The organism is Mesoflavibacter sp. CH_XMU1422-2 (assembly GCF_037029245.1).
Taxonomy (GTDB): domain Bacteria; phylum Bacteroidota; class Bacteroidia; order Flavobacteriales; family Flavobacteriaceae; genus Mesoflavibacter; species Mesoflavibacter zeaxanthinifaciens.
On record NZ_JAYMEE010000056.1, the window covers coordinates 197,054 to 215,885 of the forward strand.

Here is an 18,832-nt window from a genome sequence, read left to right on the forward strand (position 1 = left end):
CAATGTTATTTTTTTTTGTTAAAAATGAATATCAAAACCAAGCCTAAAGGTAATATTATCTTGCTTATTATCTAAGGTAGAATAACTAAAATCACTTTGTACTTTTAATTTATGACCAACAATAAATTTATTAACACCTAAGGTGTATTGATTTCTAGGGAGCTTTTCAGTCACAGCTTCATAATCTAAAGTTGTATATCTTCCAACAACTTCATAATTATTTTTAAATAAATAACCTGCTTGAAGGTTTAAAGCATGACCTGTAAGTACAATGTCTCCTGTTGGTGTTACTCCGTCTGTGTCAATTGCAATTGGTTTGTCTGCAGTTCTTTTTGCGTATTCGCCCATAAAGGAAAGTCCGTTGTATTTAAACATGGCATCTGCAAAAACAGTTGTAATATCTGTTTCATAAAGTGAGCCATCACTTTTAAACATATACGATCCTAAAACACTTCTATCTTTAACAGCGTCTTGATTTAAGTCATATGTAAAGCCAACCATTAATTTAGGTTTTTGTTCTCTTTTTAAATCAGATTGAAAATAATCTCCTTTAGACTTAAAGGTGCCGAAAGGTAAAAACTCAAGTCTTGCTGTATATTGTAAACCACCTTCGTTTCCTTCTGTAACATTACGACCTTCTCCTTGCGATAAAGCAAATTTTTCACGCATTAAAAAATTACCACCTAAATTAGTTTTATGACGTAATTGAATACCCATATCACGATCTATATTAAATCTACTATTTAATAAAGAACGATCTATAAGCTGTAGGTTTGCGGAAGATACTACACGCTCTACGTTACCTGGTAATTTTGTTTGTCCAGCCCAAAGTTCCCAGTTTTTAGCAAAATTCCACATAATTACCGCATCAAGAATGTACCTTGGAGTATTACGGTTAAATTGGTTAGCACCAGATATATCTCTGTTAGATAATCCTAACTCGATTTTGTATTTAAGTTTTGGGCTGTAAGCAAATCCATCAAATTTAAGTCTTGCTCTACGAACTATAAAGTTGTATTCTGTATTTTCGTATTTATCACCATTATAGTCCCAAGAAGAGTTATATCTAACCTGAAAACGAGGAGCAAATTTTATACTAAATGAGCTGTCTTTTGCAGTAAAATTAATTAACCCTTTACCAAAAGATGTATCACTAATTTCTTGTGCATTAGTATAAGAAAAAACACCTATAATTAATGCTAGGGTAAATTTTAGTTTCAAAATTATTAGTTTTTGTCGCTGCAAATAACCAACTCTAATGTTAACTAAATGTTTACAAATGATTAAGTTTTAAGAAAAAAGACTGCTTTGGCCAAAAGCAGTCTCATTAGAAATCATGATAATGTAGTCGACAAAAACTAATAGATTATATGAAATACTAATTGATTTGTCTTAAGACATTACAAATATCATCTTTAAAGGTAATGTTATTGTAACGTGTATATTAACTTATTATTAATTTGCTAGACGAATGCTAAGTGGTTATTTAACAGATCTTTATGTTTTTAGTGTTAAATTAATGTTACGTAAATGTCTCTAAATTGTAAAAAATAAACTATATTTGTTATATAATCATTAAGTAACAACCTTTAAAATATATACTATGAAAAATTTAATTTTGGCTTTTGCAGTGTTAATATCAGGATTTGTTTCAGCTCAAGAGGTGAATAAGCCAACCATAGAGAAAAAAGGAGATTTAATTCAAGCAACATATTATCACGATAACGGAACTGTAGCACAACAAGGATTCTTTAATAAGGATAATAAACTTGTAGGGACTTGGTTAAAATTTGATAATGAAGGTAATAAGTTAGCTGTTGGTAAATATGAGGCTGGTAAAAAAGTAGGTAAATGGCTGTTTTGGATTGAAGATACTTTACAAGAAGTAGACTATGATGACAATGTTATTGTTAATGTAACACAATGGGTTAGTAAAAAAGATATTGCAATTAGAGATTAATTATTACAAATACTTATTTATAAAAAAGGCTTTACATTTTTGTAAAGCCTTTTTTATTGAAAAAAATATTTTATTTAAAACTTATAAGAATACCCTAGAGATATTTCTGTACCAGGATCTCTTAACGAAAATGTTTGATTGTCTGTGTTAAAAGATTCGTAATCACTTTCTCTCTTATCACCAAGTAAATTTGTGATTTTTAAATCTATTGAAGATTTTTTACTTGCTCCAAACTCTTTATTTAATGTAAGGTTTAAACTATTAAAAGGTTGTGTATATACATCTGGTACTATACCGGTACCTACTACTTCTAAAGCTTTACCTTGTACGTTGTAAAATAAACCAGATCTTAAACCTATACTATCATTAGAGTAGTCAAAACCTATATTTAGTAAGAAAGGAGATTGACCTTGTAATTGACGTTTTCTGTCAATAGTCTGTCCATCTCTAGCTGCTAATTGGCGTCTGATAAATTCAGTTTCAGCCATTTCTAATTCAGATTCGATGATAGAAGCGTTAGCTTTAAACTTTAGGTTTTTTAATCCTTCAGAAATAAACCCTAAATTTTGTCTAAGTTCTAATTCTAAACCATAAACTTTAGCATTACCTAAGTTTGCAACTGTTAATTGATCTGGTGAAAATGGGAAAAAGACACTTTCTATAGGGTCTTTAAAGTCTTTGTAAAAACCACTTATCGCAATCATTTGTCCTTGTTCTCTAAACCACTCATATCTTACATCAAAATTACTTACATAAGATGGTTTAACAGCATCATAAAATTCGTTACCAAAACCATTACCAATAAAGGTTCTATTAGTAATTGGGTCAAAAATTTGAATATTAGAAGCTTCTTTAAATGATGGTCTTGCGGTTGTTCTAGAGTAGGATGCTCTTAAATTAGTATTATCTGTAAGTGCATAGATTAAGTTGGCAGAAGGAAATAAATCAAATTCATCTAAGATTTTTTCTCCATCAAAAATTTCATCACCAGCTTGATTTTGTCCTGTGTAAAATGTTTTATATAATTCTGTTCTTAATCCAACAATAGCTTTTAATTTTTGAAACACATTAAACTCATTAGAGGCGTATAAAGCTCCTATGTTTTGTTCTCCTTCATAAGAGTTAGCAGGTTGAAATGCTTGTCCAAAATTTAAGAATGTTCCAGATTGATTTGATGTTGTCCAAAGGTTTTCTTCAGCTAATAAATTGTCAGCATTACCATCTTCTACATTTAAAGTTGTAGAAGTAAATAAATATTGGTCAGTGCTAAAGTCTCTGTATTTAAAGCTGTATGCTCCACCAAATTTAAGTTTTGCGGCTTTATCAAATAACTTGTATTTGTTAACTAAGTCTATTTTTCCATTCCAAGCTTCTTCTTGTAAAGTTCTCCATATTCTAATAGGGAAACTTGAAGTACTTGGGCTTATAGAAAAATTACCATTTTGGTTTTGTTCTAATGGAGTAATTCTGTGGTCTTTATCTAATACTTTTGTAAAAGTTGGAGAAAACTTCCAGTTTAAATCTAAGTTATCTGTAAGCTTGTGATCACCATTTATTAGTACATTAGTAATTGATCTTTCTGTGTATAATAATGCGTCTTTTTGTATGTTTTCAAAACCTGCATCACCACCACCTTGAGCTAATTTTTGAAGGAAGAAACCTGCAGATGACTCTCCGTTTTGAATGTGTAAAACGTTTGCTTTAAACTTAGAGTTATCTGTTTTAAAAACAAGACCTGCTAGACCATTAAGAACAATAGAGTTGATACCTTCATCTCCGTTTGTTAATCTAGTAGCTAATAAATTGTTGTTGTTAGAATTGTTTTCGTCTTTGGTGTAGTTTCCATCAATTCTATCTCCGTAAAAGGTTGTATTGTTTTTATAAGATAATGAAGCAATGTAGCCTATTTTGTTTTTACCTAAATCATATTGATTTCCTGCAGTAAATCCAAAATCGAAATTCATGCCGCTTGTTTCATTTTTAGCAGCTAATTCGCTATCAAAACGTCTTGTTAATGTTGTTAGTACTGTACTATTGTTAAAAGTACCAGGAATAGGCTGATATCTATTTATTGGTAGATTTCTTTTTCCTGAGTCATATCCTAAGAAGTCGCTTTTACTTCCGTTATAAGTCAAATAATCATCATTAAAATGCATTGCTGAGTTATAACCAGCTCCAGCAGAAATTGAGTATTCTGCTTTAGAAGGAAAATCTTTTGTGATGATATCTACAACACCACCTGTAAAGTCTGCAGGGTATTCTGCAGCTGCAGATTTTACAACAATTACATTGTCAATAATGTTTGTTGGGAATATATCCATTTGTATGGTGTTTCTGTCTGGATCTAAACCAGGAATATCCACGCCATTTAATATTGATTTAGTGTAACGATCCCCTAAACCACGAACATAAACATATTTACCACCTTGTATGGAAACACCTGGTACACTTTTTACAGCAGATGCAGCATTACTAGCTCCTGTTTTTTTTATGGTTTGAGCAGATAACCCATCCATAAGCATCACAGATTTTTTTTGTAGGTTAAGAACAGCGTTTTCTGTGTTTCTTTTTGATGATGAAGTTAAAACGACTTCTTCTAAGCTATTAGCAGGTCCTATGCTAACATCAACTATTACTTCTTCATTTGCTTTTACTGTAACATCTGTAATTTCTTTTGTTTCATAACCAACAAAAGAATATTGAATAGTATATGTTCCTTCGGTTAATTCTAATACATATTTACCGTCAAAATCAGTTGTAGTCCCTTTGGTAGATCCTTTTACCACAACATTTGCATAAGGTAGAACATCATTAAATTCAGAATCCATAACGGTACCGCTTAAAATACCTGTTTGAGCAAAAGAAAAACCAGTAAATATTAAAAAAAATAAAGTGGTTAATTGTTTGAATTGTTTCATTTTAATGTTTAAATAAAAAACAAGTGCCCATACCTGTGGATATGAGCAATTGTTAATAGTTATAAGTGTTTTTTAGAATCCTAAGTTTCCAGCAGCATTAGCGTAAGTCCAACTTAACTCAGAAGTCGAAGCGCCAACAGTTTGAGAACCTTGGTTTACAGCAGTAGCTTCAGATCCAAAACCTATAACAGTTACGTTTTCAGCTTTGTTAACAAAAATATCTTCTACATTAGTTACAGCTGTTGGTAATACAATTTCCCAGTTAGAAAAAATTAATGTACCATTGTTATAGTTTGTTGCGTCTGCATCTGCATCTAATTCTACATCAGAATCATCTTTAAATCCGTAAGCGTATATATTGTTAACTGTACCTGTAGCTCCTTTTCTAAAGTCAGCATACTCACCATTGTTAGTGTTTAAGTTACCAATGATAGTGGCATTTTGTAATAAGAAAGAACCAGGTGCAGATCCTTCAGGTCCATCAATTTCAAATGCGTGATCAGAAACATCTCCTAACGCTACTACAGCATTGTCAATAGTACCAGAATAAGCTTGGTCAATATCTAAACCGTCATCTCCTTGTCCCCAAACTAATAAGTTTGTTGCATTAACAGTTCCTCCAAAAAATTCTATTCCGTCATCTACATTAGCAACAACTTCTATATTGTCTAATACAGTACCAGTACCAACACCTCCAAGAGTTAAACCGTTAATTTCATTTCCTTCACCAATTAAGGCTCCACCGTGACGTATAGAAACGTATTGCATAACACCAGAACTATCTTCTGCATCATTACCTCCGTATAATCCAAAAGTATCATCAGCAGGAATACCTTCAATTTGTAATTCTTCAACGTCACCAGAAAAAGAACATGGTGCATTACCTAATAATAAAACTCCTCCCCAAAGACCTCTGTCGTTTATAGATAAATTTGTACCAGCAGTTTGACCTGGTTGAATATTATCTGAAGTAGATGTAAAAATAATTGGTTCTGAAGGCGTACCTACAGCATTTATCATTCCTCCTCTAGCAACGATTAAAGCAGAAGCTAAAGATCCTGTTCCTGGAGACCCTTTTATTATTGTACCTTCTTGAATTGTTAAAGTAACACCAGCATCTACTACCACTTTTTGGTTTAATCTGTAAATGTTATCTTTTGTCCAAGTCTCGTCTTGTGTGATTAGACCTGTTTTGTTAATTACAACATCTTGTGGATCAGTAGTTGATCCTCCACTATTTCCGTTGCCAACTTCGATAATTATTGGAGTGTCATCATCCTGGATACAAGAGGTAAGACCCATAGATAATGATAAAATTGATAAGAATAATAATTTTTTCATGATATTGATTTTATGTGTTTTTTTTAGTTTTAAATATTCACCGCAAAGAAACTATCAAACTGTAAAGTCTAAGTTAACTAGGTATTAATAGTTAGTCACTAAAAAGTTAGCTTAACGTTATGAGATATATTGTTTATTTATTGCTAGAAAACGTTTAGTTAACATTAAAAAGGAAAACATTTTACATGCCAATTACTTATATTGCAGCTCTAAAACTTATAAAATGAATTGGGAACAATTACTATCCTTAAAGCGATTTGGTGATACTAATAAACGACTAAGAAAAGAACAAGATGAAACTCGCTTAGGTTTTGAAGTGGATTATGATAGGGTTATATTTTCTTCAGAATTTAGAAGCCTACAAGATAAAACTCAAGTTATCCCATTGTCTCAGACAGATTTTGTACACACACGTTTAACACATAGTTTAGAAGTAAGTGTTGTAGGACGCTCTTTAGGTAGAAAGGTTGGTCAAAAGATTTTAGAAAAACATCCACATTTACAAACCACTTTAGGTTACCAAGCAAATGATTTTGGAGCAATTGTAGCTGCTGCTGCTTTGGCTCATGATATAGGAAATCCTCCATTTGGGCATAGCGGAGAAAAAGCTATAGGAGAGTTTTTTATAAATGGTGAAGGAAAAAAATATCAATCAAAACTATCTGATAAAGAATACCAAGATTTATGTGATTTTGAAGGTAATGCTAACGGTTTTAAAATCGCAACACAAAGTAGGTCTGGCAGAGAAGGAGGATTAAGACTTAGTTATGCTACATTAGGTGCTTTTACAAAATACCCTAAAGAATCATTACCCAAAAAACCAACTAATCAGATATCAGATAAAAAGTATGGTTTTTTTCAAAGTGAAAAAGAAGCGTTTGTTGATGTAGCTGAAGAATTAGGTTTAATAAAAAAATCTGACGACCATTTAAGATACAATAGACATCCCTTAGCATTTTTGGTAGAAGCAGCAGATGATATTTGTTATACAATCATAGATTTTGAAGATGGTATAAATCTAGGTTTAATCGAAGAAGAGTTTGCTTTAGAGTATTTAATTAATCTAGTTAGAGACTCTATAAACACTAACAAGTATGCTTTGTTAACTAATACCCAAGATAGGGTAAGTTACTTAAGAGCCTTAGCTATTAATAGTCTTATAAACGAAGCTGTGCAAATATTTATGACTAATGAAGAAGATATTTTAAAAGGAGATTTCAATATCAGCTTATTAGATAAAAGTAAATATGAAGCTCAAATAAATGACATTATAAAACTGAGTGTTGAGAAAATTTATCAATCAAAAGAAGTGTTAGAAAAAGAAATAGCAGGCTATCAAATAATAAATACGCTTCTAACAACTTACACTAAATCTATTCAGAATAATTTTGAAGAAGGACCAACATCTAATTATGATAAATTAATTTTAAAGAGTTTGCCAGAAACACTTAGTAAAGAAGGAAGTATATATCAAAGACTTTTAAATATTTGTCATTATGTAGCTTCATTATCTGATAGTCAAGCCATTCTACAATATAAAAAGATAAAAGGATTTACATTATAGAATATTTTATATTATTTTAGCAAAAAGATTAATTATTTATTATTATGAAAAAGAAATTACTAATAATTTTATTATTAGCCTTAGGGATATTTGCATTATATCAAAATTCCTCTGAAGATAATTCTGCTTTAAAACAAAACAATCAAGTTAGAAGTATCCATTCAGAAAACTTAGAAAAAAACCCATTTAAAAATACTTTAAAGCTTAGTAAGTCAGAGAGAAAGTCTCAAGGTTTAACACCAAATAAATTCTACGAGCAAGAATGGGAACTTACCATGAATCCTCTATTAGGATGACCAACACCAGAAAAATTACAACCATTAAGAGATAGCATAAATGCAGCTAGACTAAACACATTAGCAGTAGGAAGAGTACCAGGTGATGCTATGAATAATGGATGGTTAGAAAGAGGACCAAACAATGTAGGAGGAAGAACAAGAGCTATAATGTTTGATCCAAACGACGCATCAAATGAAACTGTTTTTGCTGGCGGAGTTAGTGGCGGTTTATGGAGAAACACAAACATATCAAATCCAGAATCATCATGGCAAAGAGTTAATGTGCCAGAAAACTTAGCTGTATCTTGTATTACGTACGATCCAAACAATAGTAATGTCTTTTACTTAGGAACAGGAGAATCTTATGTAGGAGGAGATGTTAACGGAAGTGGTGTTTGGAAATCTGACGATGCAGGAGCAACATGGACAAATGTTTTTGGAGGTATTACAGGTGATACATCATTTCAATCTGCATCTAATATTTCTGTTAATTCACCTTCAGATGTAGCAGGAGACTATTTGTCATACCCAACAACTGCTTTTGGACCAGAAATTACATCTGTAATATCGGCAAACATAGTTTTAGTAGATGATGGAACAGGATTACCAACAGAAGGATGTAGCGCATTAGTTAATGGTGCTCAAATATCGGGCAATATAGCTTTAATAAGAAGAGGTAACTGTAACTTTACTCAAAAAGTAAAAAATGCTCAAAATGCAGGAGCAGTAGGAGTTATTATGATGAATAATGTAGTAGGTCAACCTATCCCTATGGGAGGAGATGATAATACAATTACAATACCATCAGTAATGATTTCTAAAGCAGATGGAGATATACTAGAAGCTTCAATTCTTGCAGGTAGTACAATGACAGGTTCTTTAAATCCTGTGTCTAGTTCGTTTACAGGAAATTTAGTTCCAGGTATTCAACACATTAATGATATTAAAGTAAGAGATAATAATGGTGTTTCTGAAGTTTATGTAGCTGCAGGTGACGGTTTTTATGGATCTGCTAATGCTACTACTTATCTTGGTGGTCCAGAATTTGGACTATATAAATCAACAGATAACGGAAACTCATGGTCACTAGTTTCTTTACAATCACTTGCAGGAGGCGTTCAGTATTGTCCAAATGATATAGAAATTGGAGCTGATAATAAAATTTGGGTTTCTACAATTGATAGTTATGTGTTTGGTGAAGGAGGCGGAACAATCTTATCATCTACAGACGGAAACTCTTTTAGTGTAGAAGAAGTCGTAGCAGATGCAGATAGAACTCAAATAGCAGTATCTTCATCAGACCCTAATAAAATTTATGTCCTAGCAGAAGGAACAACTGCTCCTGTTATAATGATTAAAACAGAAGATGGTTTCTCTTCAACTACTAATATGACTTTACCAAATGATGCAGATACTGGTATATCAGCAAATGACTTTACTAGAGGTCAAGCCTTTTACGACTTACTTTTAGAAGTAGATCCAGCAAATGACGATATAGTTTATGCAGGAGGTATAGATTTGTTTAAGTCGTTTAATAGTGGTACTTCTTGGTCTCAATTATCTCATTGGTATGGTGGTTTTGGCTATCAAGAAGTTCATGCAGATCAACATGCCTTAGTTTTTGGAAACAATAGTTCCAGTGTCATGTTAGTAGGAAATGATGGTGGAATTTACTATTCATCAAATGCTGGTGTAGTCTTAAGTCCAAGAGATAAGGATTTTAATACAAGTCAATTTTACACTGTTGGTGTGGCTCCAACAACAGCTTTTAACGGAGATTATTTTGCAGGAGGTTTACAAGATAATGGTACGCAATTGTTTCAAAATGCAAATTCAAATGGAGCGGATAGCTCTGTTGAAGCATATGGAGGTGATGGTGCTTACACATTTTTTGATCAAGGAGACGATAAGTATTTTATAAGAAATTACGTGTACAACTCAGGTATTAATTTATTTAATTTAGAAACTAATACTAACGTAACAATTAATAATGAAAATGCTTCTAACGGAGCTTTTATTAACCCACAAGCATTAGACTCTAATCTGGATATTTTATATTCAAATTATTCTAACAACCTTAGTACTGTAATAAGAAGATACTCAGGCATAAAATCTAGCTCAACTTTAACATCTTCAGATTTAACAAATTCTGAATTTGATAGTACACCAACTGCTTTAACAGTTTCTCCTTTTACAACAACATCTTCAACCTTATTTGTAGGAACAGTTTTAGGAGATATTTTTAAAGTAGAAAATGCAGATGGTAGTAGTCCTACTTGGACAGAATTAGAACTTAATAATTTTATAGTAGGAAGTGTGTCTGACATAGAGTTAGGTAACAATGAAGATGAAATTTTTGTTACCATTCATAACTACGGAGTAGAAAATATCTGGTATACAAATGACGGAGGAGCTAACTGGCAGACTAAAGAAGGTAATCTTCCAGATTTACCAGTAAAGTCAATATTAAGAAATCCTTTAAATAATGAAGAAGTAATTATAGGTACAGAGTTAGGTGTTTGGTATACAACCAACTTTTCTGATGCTAATCCAACTTGGAATCCTGCATTTAACGGAATGTCAAATGTTAAAGTTTTAGATTTAGATTTAAGAGACGATAATATGGTTTTTGCAGCTACTTATGGTAGAGGTATATTTTCAGGACAGTTCTCTTTTGATCCAAATGGAGATGATGACAATGATGGAGTTGTTAATGGTGTAGATAACTGCCCAAGTGTTGCAAACGCAGATCAATCTGATGTTGATAACAACGGAATTGGAGATGTTTGTCAAGATACAGATCAAGACGGAATATTAGATATAAATGATAATTGTCCAACAATAGCTAATCCAGACCAATTAGATAGTAATAATGATGGAGTAGGAGATGTTTGTCAGGATTCAGATGGAGATGGTGTCGTAGATTCTATAGATAATTGTGTTGATACACCTAATCCAAATCAAGAAGACGTTAACAATAACGGGATAGGAGATATTTGTGATACTAGTTATGCAGCTCAAGATAACATTTCAATAGAAGTAGTTTCAGAAACATGCGAAGGACAAGATAACGGTAAGATAAATATTAATGTAAATGAAACATATGTAACTTATACGGTTACCGTTAATGGTCCAGGAACAAATATTTCAGAACAGTTAACAACAAACAACTTAACTATAGAAAACTTATCTGTAGGAGGACCATATACTGTATGTGTGTCTGTAAACGAATATGACCATGTTCAATGTTCAGAAGTAAGTGTTGAAGCTTCAGAAACAATAGAACTAGAGCTTATAGAACAAAATAATGGAGAAGATATTGAGGTTAACATGTACAGAGGTACAGCGCCTTACACAGTGACTTTAAATGGTGAAGTTATTTTAATAACTAGTCAAGACAATATAATATTAGAAAATTTAAAGTCTGGATTGTTAGAAATTAAGACAGCTCAAGCTTGCGAAGGTACTTTTACTAAACAGATTAACATTATAGAATTTAAGGCTACACCAAACCCAGTGGTAGATAATTTAAAAGTTATACTGCCAAATGGTCTAGATGTAAACGCTCTTCCTGTAAATGTTTATGATATAAATGGAAGATTAGTTTATAGTAACTCTTTTGATGTTGCGAATAATAAAGAAATTTATATTCCTTTCCAATCACTAAGAAGCGGAGTTTATTTTGTAAATATTCAGTCAGAAAAAGCACCAAAAACTATAAAAATCATAAAAAAATAATAAGATGAAAAAGAAATTATATAACATAATAACTGTATTATTTTTTAGTGTTGTAATTACCTCTTGTGGAGGAAGTGATGGAGATGGTGGTGATGGAGGAGTAGCTCCTACTCCAGATACACCAAATACAGCTCCAAGTGCAGTTAGTCAATTAATCTACCCAACATCAGATTTATTATGTATAGATAGTACTGTTAATTTTGAATGGGCAGCAGCTACAGATCCTGATGGAGATACAGTAAGTTACGAATTGAGAGTAGCGTTAGATAATAATATGACTAATTTAGTTGAACAAGTTACATCTACAACAACTACAAGAACATTAACTTTACAGCCTGGTACAGCTTATTACTGGACAGTAACAGCAAAAGATGCAGAAGATTCAGCTAGTCCATCTCAGGTTTTTGCATTTTATACAGAAGGAGAAGGTGTTTCTAACTATGCACCATTCTTAGCAGATTTAGTAAGTCCTAATGAAGAAGATGCAGTTGTGTCTGGAACAACTTCTTTAAATTGGTCTGGAGCAGATGTAGATATAAACGATACATTAACTTATGATGTATATTTTGGTACATCTAACCCTCCAACAACAGCAGTTAGCACAGACTTAACAGTAGAAAACTTTGATGTAAGTACAGATCCAGGAACAACATATTACTGGCAAATAGATACTAAAGACAATTCTGGCACCAAAACGATAGGTGTTGTTTGGACATTTACAACAAATTAATTGTCTCTTAACTAAAAAAAAAAGCAGACTAACTAGTCTGCTTTTTTTATGCTTTCAAATAAAATTTTTAAACTTTCTGAATCAATTTCGTTGATTTTTTGTAGTTCTTTTGTAGTGCCATGTTCTATAAATTTATCTTTAATTCCTTTTGTAATAAAGTTGTTTTTATAGTTGTGCTTTGCAGCAAACTCTAAAATAGCACTGCCAAATCCACCAGAAACTGTTCCGTCTTCAACAGTGATAATTGTGTCGTATTTTTTTAAAATTGAATGAAGTAAAGCTGCATCCAATGGTTTTACGAAGCGCATGTCGTAATGAGAAAAAGTTTCAGGGTTTTCAATACTGTTAAGTGCTTCAGTAACATTTTTTGAAATCGTTCCAATAGATAACACAGCAGCTTCTTTACCTTCTTTTAATTGCTCGCCTTTACCAATTTCAATTTTAGAAAATGGTTGTTTCCAATCTATTGTAATTCCTCTACCTCTTGGATATCTTATCGCAATTGGATGATTTAGTCCTAATTGAGCAGTGTAAAGCATATTCCGTAATTCAACCTCATTTCTTGGTGCAAAAATGATCAAGTTTGGGATACAACGTAAATAGGCCAAATCAAAAACACCATGATGCGTCGCGCCATCTTGTCCCACTAATCCTGCACGATCCAAACAAAAAATAACAGGTAAGTTTTGTGTAGCAACATCATGTATAACTTGATCATATGCACGTTGCATAAATGTAGAATAAATATTACAAAACGGAATTAATCCTTGTGTAGCCATTCCTGCAGCCAAAGTAACTGCATGCTGCTCGGCAATACCAACATCAAAAGCACGGTCAGGAAACGCTTCCATCATATATTTTAAAGAGCTTCCGGTTGGCATAGCTGGTGTCATACCAACAATTTTTTGGTTTGTTTTAGCTAATTCGACTATAGTATGTCCAAAAACATCTTGGTATTTTGGTGGTTGAGGTTTAGTTTCGGTTTTTGTGATAAGCTCACCGGATTTTGCATCAAATTGTCCTGGAGCATGGTATTTTACTTGGTCAGCTTCGGCTTGTTTAAGACCTTTTCCTTTGGTGGTAATCACGTGAAGAAACTTTGGTCCTTTAACAGATTTTAATCGCTCAAGTTCATTAATTAAAGTTGGTAAATCATGACCGTCAATTGGTCCTGAATAGTCAAAATTTAAAGCTTCAAAAATATTATCTTGTTTTTGAGTGCCTTTTTTAACGTTGGTTAAATACTGTTTTAAAGCGCCAACACTTGGGTCAATTCCAATAGCATTATCGTTTAAAATGACTAGTAAATTAGCGTTGCTTACGCCAGCATGATTTAAACCTTCAAACGCCATACCACTAGCTATAGATGCATCTCCGATTACAGCAATATGTTGTGTGTTTAAATCGCCTTTTATTCTTGAGGCTATCGCCATACCTAATGCTGCCGAAATGGATGTTGAAGAATGTCCAACACCAAACGCATCATAATCACTTTCTTTACGCTTAGGAAAGCCGGAAATACCATTTAATTGCCTGTTAGTTTCAAAAATATCACGTCTTCCGGTTAAAATTTTATGTCCGTAAGCTTGATGACCAACATCCCAAATTAATTGGTCTGTTGGTGTGTTAAATACATAATGTAACGCAATAGTAAGCTCTATTACGCCTAAGCTAGCACCAAGATGACCTTCTTTTGTTGCAACAATATTTATAATAAATTCACGCAATTCTTTAGTTAAAAGCATTAACTGTTCTTGATTTAAGGTTTTTAAATCGTTTGGCGAATTTATATGTTGAAGTATTTTGCCCATTATACTACAAATGTAGTATCTTAAATTGTATTTTTACGCTTATGATACAACCTTTTGATGATACTTATTTTATGAAAAAAGCCTTGCAAGAAGCGCAAGAGGCTTTTGATAAAGATGAAATTCCTGTTGGAGCAGTGATTGTAATTAAAGATCGAATTATCGCTAGAGCACATAATCTTACCGAGCGTTTAAATGATGTAACTGCGCATGCCGAAATGCAAGCCATTACTGCTGCTGCTAATTTTTTAGGCGGAAAATATTTAAAAGATTGTACGTTGTATGTCACTTTAGAGCCTTGCCAAATGTGTGCTGGCGCATTGTATTGGAGTCAGATTAGTAGAATTGTTTATGCAGCTAGAGATGAACAACGCGGTTGTATTAATTTAAATACCAAATTGCATCCTAAAACTAAAATTGAAGGTGGAATTTTAGCTGAAGAAGCTTCTGCTTTAATGAAACGGTTTTTTGTAGAAAAACGAAATCTTAACTAATGGTCTTTATGTTGGCTAGAATGTGCGTTAGCGATAGTAGTGACATCCTTTTTGTTTATTGAAAACAAAAAGATATAACGGATAGCGCGACCCGATAGGGTAACGCCCAAATTATAATTTACGTGTATCACCTTCTTTGTCTCGCATCTCTTGGAGTTTTTCTTTGGTAAGCATGTAATCTTCGACTTTTTTGTTTTTCCAATGGTGATAGGAAAACAACGGAATAACCACAAAAAATAAGCCTAAAACGCCAAAGCCAATTAACTTTTGGTTGTCTACATTGTCTAATGCATAACCGCAAATTATTGATGCTAAACTGGCTATAAATGCTAATAAAATTAAGTATTTCATTAAGGTGATTTTAAGATTTTGTAAAGTTAATTAATTGGCGTCGATATGCTGTTAATAATTTAGATTTTGAGACAAAACCAATGTATTTATGGTCTTTAACGACAGGTAAATTCCACGCATTAGAGTTTTGAAATTTAGTCATTACATCTTTCATAGAATCGTTTTTATAATCAATAATATCTGGCGCGTTGTGCATTAAATCTTCTACAAAAGTGGTGTCGTATAGGGTTTGGTTAAACATGATTTCTCTAACATCATCCAATAAAATTATTCCGACCAAAGTCTTATCTTTTTTTATGACAGGAAATAAATTTCGGGTTGATTTTGCAACGCCTTTATGAAGCATTTCGCCTAAAGTCATTTTAGGATTTAGTGCTATAAAATTAGTTTCTATTACGCTATCCAAAGTCATTAAAGTTAATACGCTTTGGTCTTTATCGTGTGTTAGAAGTTCGCCTTTTAAAGCAAGTTCTCGAGTATAAATGGTGTAATCAAATGCATTTTTTTTGATTATAAACGACATAGATACAGCAATCATTAAAGGAATAAATAATTCGTAACCGCCAGTAATTTCGGCAATTAAGAAAATGGCAGTTAAAGGCGCATGTAATACACCAGCAATTAGTCCTGCCATACCAATTAAGGTAAAGTTGGTTTCTGACACGTAAAATCCTAAACCAAGGTTATTAATGACTTTAGCAACCACATTACCTAAAGCGCTTCCCATGACCATAGTTGGAATAAAAATTCCTCCTGCTCCGCCAGCAGCAAAAGTTGTGGTCATCGCAATAGCTTTAAAAATTGTAATACCAAAAAGTAAGGCAATTACTACCCAAATATTATCTTTAAAAGCATCAAAAGGTGTTGTGCCAAGCGCACTTAAATGATCGCCAGCAAGTAGGCTGTTTATAAATCCAAAACCTTCACCATAAAGTGGCGGAATTAAAAATAACATACCACCAATAGCCAATCCACCAACTATTAATTTTAAGAGTTTGGTTTTAAAACGCTCAAAAAATTGAAGAATAAAAAAGTACATTTTAGTGAAATAAATAGATGCAAATCCAGTACCTATACCTAAAACCACATAAAATAAAGTATCTTTTATTTGAAACTTGTCCGAAAAATTAAAGTTGAACAGTAAATCGTCTCCTAAAAAGAAGTAAGACGTTAATACGGAAGAAACCGAAGCAATTAATAAAGGTAATAAAGAAGCAAAAGTTAAATCTAAACTAAACACTTCTACCGCAAAAATAATAGCCGCAATTGGTGATTTAAATATTGAAGAAATTGCTCCTGCAGCAGCACAACCAATTAATAACGTTCTTGTTTGTTGATTAATATGAAACAGTCGTCCTAAATTAGAACTTATTGCAGATCCAGAAGCTATTGCTGGTCCAAGTAGTCCAACAGATCCACCAAAACCAACCGTTAATGGTGCAGTTATTAATGGAATATAAATTTTAGACCGATCTATTAATCCACTTCTTTTTGATAGTTTAAATAGAATTGAAGGAATAGCATGTTCTATATTTTTCTTTGAAATGTATTTGACAAACAGATACACTAAAAACAATCCTATAACAGGTAAAATAAAGTAAACTTGGTTTTTAGAAAAGACAGCTAAATTATCTAAAGCACCTTCTATAGTAAAGGTGATGTTTCTTAACGTTACTGCAGCAAGACCTGCTAATAATCCAACTAAACCACTTAAAATATAAGTAAAAGTTTTTTCGGAGATGTGCTTTAATCTCCATATAAAAAAACGTTTTAAAAGCGATTGTTTAGGCATACTTAAAGTTAATCAAAAAATCCTGCAAAAAGCAGGATTTTTTTGTGTTATGAATTAAGTTTTAAGCTTAAGTTAAGCTCATCTAATTGTTCATCATCAATTGGTGCAGGTGCATCTATCATTACATCTCTACCAGCATTGTTTTTAGGGAACGCAATAAAATCTCTAATAGTTTCTTGTCCGCCTAAAATTGCCACTAATCTATCTAATCCAAATGCTAGTCCGCCATGTGGTGGCGCACCATATTCAAAAGCATCCATTAAGAATCCAAATTGAGCTTTAGCTTCTTCTTCGCTAAAACCTAAATGTTTAAGCATAATGGCTTGTGTTTCTTTATCGTGAATTCTAATTGATCCACCACCAATTTCGTTTCCGTTTAATACTAAGTCGTAAGCATTAGCTTTAACGTCTCCTGGTTTAGTATCTAATAATTCTATTTGACCAGGTTTTGGAGAGGTAAATGGATGGTGCATTGCGTGATAATGACCAGTTTCTTCATCAAGTTCTAATAATGGGAAATCGATTACCCAAAGTGGAGCAAATTCGTTTGGTTTACGTAAACCTAAACGTTCTGCCATTTCCATACGTAAAGCACTAAGTTGTGCGCGTACTTTGTTGGTGTCTCCTGAAAGTATACAAATTAAATCGCCAGCTTTAGCGCCAGTTTTTTCTGCCCATTTAGCAAGATCCTCTTGATCGTAAAATTTATCTACCGAAGATTTATAAGTACCGTCTTCGTTACAACGTACGTAAACCATACCCAACGCACCAATTTGCGGACGCTTAACCCAATCTATAAGCTTGTCTATTTCTTTACGTGTGTAAGCGTTTGCTCCTGGTACTGCAATACCAACAACTAATTCGGCATTATTAAATACGCCAAAATCTTTGTGTTGTGCAACTTCGTTAAGTTCTCCAAACTGCATACCAAATCTAATGTCTGGTTTGTCGTTTCCGTAAAGGCGCATAGCATCGTCATATAGCATACGTGGGAATTTTTCAACTTCAACACCATTTACTTCTTTTAATAAATGACGTGTTAAATTTTCAAAAACATTTAAAATATCTTCTTGCTCTACAAACGCCATTTCGCAGTCTATTTGCGTAAATTCTGGTTGTCTATCGGCACGTAAATCTTCGTCTCTAAAACATTTTACAATCTGAAAATATTTATCCATGCCACCAACCATAAGCAATTGCTTAAAGGTTTGTGGTGATTGTGGAAGCGCGTAAAACTGACCTTCGTTCATTCTACTTGGTACCACAAAATCTCGTGCGCCTTCTGGTGTAGATTTGATTAAATAAGGTGTTTCTACTTCTATAAATCCTTGATTTGATAAAAAGTTTCTAACCTCTTGAGTCACTTTTGCTCTAAAGATTAAGTTGTTTTTTACGGGATTACGTCTAATATCGATGTAACGATATTTCATACGTAATTCTTCACCACCATCAGTTTCATCCTCTATAGTAAAAGGTGGTAACTTAGATTCGTTAAGAATGGTTAATTCTTTTACTAAAACTTCGATATCACCTGTTGGTATATTTTTGTTTTTAGACTCACGTTCGATTACGGTTCCTTTAACTTGAATCACAAACTCACGACCTAATTTTTGTGCTTGTTCCATTATGGGTTTAGGCGTACGTTCTTCATCAAAAATAAGTTGGGTAATCCCGTAACGATCACGTAAATCTACCCAAATCATAAAACCTTTGTCTCTAGATTTTTGTACCCATCCAGAAAGGGTAACGTCTGTATTTATATGTGATGCTCTTAACTCACCACAGCTATGACTTCTGTACATAATGTTTGTTTAGTAAGTGCAAATTTAAGCAATAAAAAAACCGAAGCAAGAGCTTC

At 32.8% G+C, this 18,832-nt stretch carries 13 protein-coding genes; 6 read left to right on the plus strand and 7 right to left on the minus strand.

The annotated features are described in order from the left end of the window. Positions 1 to 18 precede the first annotated feature (18 nt). Complete coding sequence (locus tag WA340_RS06905) at positions 19 to 1,221, minus strand: porin (protein WP_336128105.1); 1,203 nt, start codon at positions 1,219 to 1,221, stop codon at positions 19 to 21. A 382-nt stretch (positions 1,222 to 1,603) separates the two neighbouring features. Between WA340_RS06905 and WA340_RS06910 the strand changes: the two genes are divergently transcribed. Continuing rightward, positions 1,604 to 1,960 carry a toxin-antitoxin system YwqK family antitoxin gene (locus tag WA340_RS06910; RefSeq protein ID WP_304142508.1) on the plus strand — a complete coding sequence of 119 codons (357 nt, stop codon included), beginning with the start codon at positions 1,604 to 1,606 and terminating at the stop codon, positions 1,958 to 1,960. 74 nt (positions 1,961 to 2,034) lie between these two features. On the opposite strand, the gene WA340_RS06915 is transcribed toward WA340_RS06910, so the two are convergent. Both WA340_RS06915 and WA340_RS06920 read right to left on the minus strand, forming a co-directional pair. Continuing rightward, entirely contained in the window at positions 2,035 to 4,878 is a 2,844-nt protein-coding gene (locus tag WA340_RS06915; protein WP_304142505.1) for a TonB-dependent receptor, read from the minus strand. 72 nt (positions 4,879 to 4,950) lie between these two features. Then, positions 4,951 to 6,219 carry a hypothetical protein gene (locus tag WA340_RS06920; RefSeq protein ID WP_304142503.1) on the minus strand — a complete coding sequence of 423 codons (1,269 nt, stop codon included), beginning with the start codon at positions 6,217 to 6,219 and terminating at the stop codon, positions 4,951 to 4,953. A 223-nt stretch (positions 6,220 to 6,442) separates the two neighbouring features. Here WA340_RS06920 and WA340_RS06925 point away from each other — a divergent pair, with 223 nt between their 5' ends. From WA340_RS06925 to WA340_RS06940, 4 genes are all read left to right on the plus strand, one after another. After that, positions 6,443 to 7,783: a deoxyguanosinetriphosphate triphosphohydrolase gene (locus WA340_RS06925; RefSeq protein ID WP_304142500.1), complete on the plus strand. Its 1,341-nt coding sequence runs from the start codon at positions 6,443 to 6,445 to the stop codon at positions 7,781 to 7,783. 44 nt (positions 7,784 to 7,827) lie between these two features. Beyond that, positions 7,828 to 8,079 (plus strand): hypothetical protein, encoded by a 252-nt coding sequence (locus WA340_RS06930; protein WP_304142497.1) that lies wholly within the window; start codon positions 7,828 to 7,830, stop codon positions 8,077 to 8,079. Positions 8,080 to 8,169: 90 nt separating this feature from the next. Continuing rightward, positions 8,170 to 11,799, plus strand: a complete 3,630-nt coding sequence (locus WA340_RS06935; RefSeq protein WP_304142494.1) for a thrombospondin type 3 repeat-containing protein — start codon at positions 8,170 to 8,172, stop codon at positions 11,797 to 11,799. A 4-nt stretch (positions 11,800 to 11,803) separates the two neighbouring features. Next, on the plus strand, positions 11,804 to 12,529 hold the full coding sequence (locus WA340_RS06940) for a fibronectin type III domain-containing protein (RefSeq protein WP_304142491.1): 726 nt from the start codon (positions 11,804 to 11,806) through the stop codon (positions 12,527 to 12,529). A 32-nt stretch (positions 12,530 to 12,561) separates the two neighbouring features. Here WA340_RS06940 and WA340_RS06945 read toward each other — a convergent pair whose 3' ends face one another. Beyond that, positions 12,562 to 14,340, minus strand: a complete 1,779-nt coding sequence (locus tag WA340_RS06945) for a 1-deoxy-D-xylulose-5-phosphate synthase (protein WP_336128110.1) — start codon at positions 14,338 to 14,340, stop codon at positions 12,562 to 12,564. Positions 14,341 to 14,381: 41 nt separating this feature from the next. Here WA340_RS06945 and WA340_RS06950 point away from each other — a divergent pair, with 41 nt between their 5' ends. After that, on the plus strand, positions 14,382 to 14,831 hold the full coding sequence (locus WA340_RS06950; RefSeq protein WP_304142487.1) for a nucleoside deaminase: 450 nt from the start codon (positions 14,382 to 14,384) through the stop codon (positions 14,829 to 14,831). A gap of 111 nt (positions 14,832 to 14,942) precedes the next feature. On the opposite strand, the gene WA340_RS06955 is transcribed toward WA340_RS06950, so the two are convergent. Genes WA340_RS06955 through aspS form a run of 3 tightly spaced genes read right to left on the minus strand, consistent with a single transcriptional unit; the run spans position 14,943 to position 18,776 of the window. Beyond that, a complete protein-coding gene (locus WA340_RS06955; RefSeq protein WP_336128111.1) occupies positions 14,943 to 15,182 on the minus strand; it encodes a hypothetical protein in 240 nt (79 codons plus the stop codon). Positions 15,183 to 15,192: 10 nt separating this feature from the next. Then, a complete protein-coding gene (locus WA340_RS06960; RefSeq protein ID WP_336128113.1) occupies positions 15,193 to 16,974 on the minus strand; it encodes a chloride channel protein in 1,782 nt (593 codons plus the stop codon). Between the two features lie 47 nt (positions 16,975 to 17,021). Beyond that, positions 17,022 to 18,776: an aspartate--tRNA ligase gene (gene aspS / locus WA340_RS06965; RefSeq protein ID WP_336128114.1), complete on the minus strand. Its 1,755-nt coding sequence runs from the start codon at positions 18,774 to 18,776 to the stop codon at positions 17,022 to 17,024. Between the last annotated feature and the right edge of the window lie 56 nt (positions 18,777 to 18,832).